The 2634-nt window shown below is 47.3% G+C and carries 2 protein-coding genes; both read left to right on the forward strand.

What is annotated here, in order from left to right; genetic code table 11:
• The first annotated feature begins 204 nt into the window (after positions 1-204).
• A complete protein-coding gene (gene istA, locus BUB30_RS34470) occupies positions 205-1731 on the forward strand; it encodes an IS21 family transposase (RefSeq protein ID WP_221408844.1) in 1527 nt (508 codons plus the stop codon).
• Between the two features lie 29 nt (positions 1732-1760).
• Positions 1761-2519: an IS21-like element helper ATPase IstB gene (gene istB / locus BUB30_RS34475; protein ID WP_073143633.1), complete on the forward strand. Its 759-nt coding sequence runs from the start codon at positions 1761-1763 to the stop codon at positions 2517-2519.
• Positions 2520-2634 lie beyond the last annotated feature (115 nt).

Consider the following 2634-nt stretch of genomic DNA (forward strand, 5'->3'; position numbering starts at 1 on the left):
TGGAGATTCCGAGTAACGTGACCACCAATTTCCGGATGAAAGTGACCACCTGATTTCGGGGCAAAGTGACCACCGTTTTCCGGGGCAAATTGACCACCTAAATTGAGCTAAAAATGTATCGAGATCGGTTGACCGAAGGTTGATTGAATGGGCTACTTGAGCCTGACAAAAATCAACCTGCACATGGCCAATAACCCGATCCATATGAGTAAACTCCGACAAGTAATTAAACTGCATTGTCAGGGACAGAGCAAGCTTCAGATCAGCGCAACCACCAGCCTGTCCCGTAATACTGTTAAAAAGTATATCCGGGTATTTTCCGGACTTAAGACGACCTGGGAACAGATTAATCAGCTGCCCGATAAGGAGTTGGATGAACTGTTCTGTAAGGAGCCAGAGGCCATAGTAGACGATCGTCTTGTGCCCCTTCACGAGTTTTTAAAGCAGCAGGAGAAGCGCTTACGACAACGTGGTGTCACCTTGCTACGCTTGTGGGATGAATACCATGGCCAATATCCTGAGGGCTTTAGCAGGACTTCCTTCTATCATCATTATAACCTCTGGAAGAAGCGTGTGCATCCCAGCATGCACATGGCCCACAAGCCCGGAGACAAGATGTTTGTTGATTATACCGGCGAGAAGTTACAAGTGGTCGACCCCGACAGTGGTGAAGTGAAGACAATGGAGGTGTTTGTTTCTATACTTGGGGCCAGTCAACTTACCTATGTGGAAGCGGTAGAGAGCCAGCGTGTAGAGGATTTTATCAGTTGCTGTGAAAACGCGCTGCATTACTTCGGAGGTGCACCGAATGCTATTGTTCCGGATAATCTTAAGTCGGCCGTAATTAAGAGTAATCGTTATGAGCCTAAGCTCAACGAGAACTTTGAAGCCTTCGCTGAATACTACGGTATGGCTGTTCTTCCGGCCCGTGCCTACAAGCCTAAAGACAAGGCATTGGTTGAAGGAGCTGTCAAGATTACCTATATACGCATTTTTGCTTCACTGCCCGATAAACTGGCCACCTCATTGGAAGAACTCAATACGCGGATCAGCGCATTGCTGGCAGTCCATAATCGAACTGCCTTTAAAGGACGGAATTACTCGCGCCAGGAGCAGTTCGATGAGATGGAGCGTGCTGCCCTGCAGCCCTTGCCAGAAAAACGTTTTGAGCTACGTTCCTCCTCGGTAGCGACAGTGATGAAGAACGGGCATGTATGCCTGAGTGTCGACAAGCATTACTACAGTGTACCGTATGGCTATATCAGCAAAAAAGTGCGTATGCTATACAGCAAATCCAAGGTCGAGATCTTCTATAAATATGAACGCATTGCTGTGCACGAGCGCGTCCGCAGCGCGCATAATTATACCACTGACCCCACTCATATGGCCACCCAACACCAGGTGCTGGCTGAGTGGAACCCGGATTACTTCTTAAGTCAGGCCCGCAGTATCGGCAACGATGTCGAGTATTATATCGCTCAGGTTCTCAACAAAAAGCCTCACCCGGAGCAAGCCTATAAATCCTGCCAAGGGATATTGTCTTTCGGTAAACGTGTTGGTCATCAGCGATTGATCAAAGCCTGTCAGCGTGCCCATGCCTATGGGCTATACGGCTTCCGAGCCATCGATGATATCCTTACTCGCGGACTTGATCTCGTTGACCTGGAAGAAGATCGACAGCTGCCCATGCCCAAGCATGAAAACATACGCGGTAAAAACTACTATCAATAACCAATGTTAAACTTTAATCCCACAACACCATGAATGAACAGACAATGGAAAAAATGAAAACAATGAAGTTGCACGGTATGGTGCGAGCCTTCCGTACAAGCCTGGAATCTGGAAGCGCAGACAAGTCGACCGCCGATGAGCTACTATCTATGCTCGTCGACTCCGAATGGGATGAGCGTTACAATAGAAAACTCAATCGTAACGTAAAGAATGCCCGATTCCGTTACAAAGCCGCCGTCGAGCAAATCAACTTCGATACTGCCAGAGATCTCAACAAGAACCATATTCTGCGATTGGCAGACTGCGAGTTTATTGATAAAAAGGAGAACATATTGATCACCGGCAGTACAGGCATCGGCAAGAGTTATATTGCTTCCGCGCTCGGCCACCAGGCTTGTTCATTGGGTTACAAAGTGTTGTATGAGCATACCTCCAAGTTATTTGCACGATTGAAAATGGGCAAAGCAGACGGTACATATCTGAAGGAAGTCACCAAGATGGAAAAGCAGGAACTGCTTATTATCGATGACTTTGGCATCCAGCCATTAGACCAGCAAAGCAGGACAATCCTGATGGAGATCATTGAAGACCGGCACGGGAAGCGCTCCACCATCTTTACCTCGCAGGTTCCGGTAAATAACTGGCACGAGGTCATTGGTGAACAAACGATAGCCGATGCTATTCTGGATCGCATCATCCATGACGCTCACCGACTTGAACTCAAGGGAGAATCCATGAGAAAGAAAAGAACTATCTTAACGGAAGATTTAACTGAAAACCAAAACTAAAACTCCGGCCATTATTAACCGAAAAACCGATACTGATCAAACCTCAATTTACCAGTTAACTTTGGGTGGTCACTTTGCCTCGGAAATTGGTGGTCAGCTTGCTCGGAATTTCCAC

The sequence above is a fragment of the Chryseolinea serpens genome, from assembly GCF_900129725.1.
GTDB lineage: Bacteria > Bacteroidota > Bacteroidia > Cytophagales > Cyclobacteriaceae > Chryseolinea > Chryseolinea serpens.